General features: G+C 76.2%; 1 protein-coding gene. It reads left to right on the plus strand.

Features of this window, described 5'->3' with window-relative positions; translation table 11 throughout:
- Positions 1 to 76: 76 nt before the first annotated feature.
- On the plus strand, positions 77 to 541 hold a 465-nt coding region (locus ACYVE9_RS30460; RefSeq protein ID WP_461031076.1), incomplete at its 3' end, for a sacsin N-terminal ATP-binding-like domain-containing protein.

Raw genomic sequence — 541 nt, forward strand, 5'->3', positions numbered from 1 at the left:
CGAGTGGGCGGGCCCGGTCGGAGAACGATGCGGGGCGGCCGGTCCGGACGGCCGCGCCGAGCGGTAGCGTCACGGCATGGCCGAAGACCTCTTCCGCACCGCAGACCTCCGCCGCCGCGTGCTCGACGCGTGGGCGGCGTCGCCCGCCCGGTTCCGGGAGGACGCCAACGCCGAAGAGGAGCTCGCGCTCGGCGGCTACCGGGACCGGCTCGTCGTCGAGCTCGCCCAGAACGCCGCCGACGCCGCCGCACGGGCCGGCGTACCGGGACGGCTGCTGCTCACCCTCAGCGGCGGCGTCCTCGTCGCCGCCAACACCGGCGCGCACCTCGACGCGGCCGGAGTGGAGTCGCTCTCCACTCTTCGCGCCTCCGCCAAACGCGACGACGAGCAGCCCGGCGGCACCGTCGGCCGCTTCGGCGTCGGCTTCGCTTCCGTGCTCGCGATCAGTGACGAACCGGCGCTGCTCAGCCGCACCGGCAGCGTGCGCTGGTCCCTCGACGAGGCCCTCGCGCTGGCCGGCGCCCGCCCCGAACTCACCGAC

This window comes from Streptomyces sparsus (genome assembly GCF_054776295.1).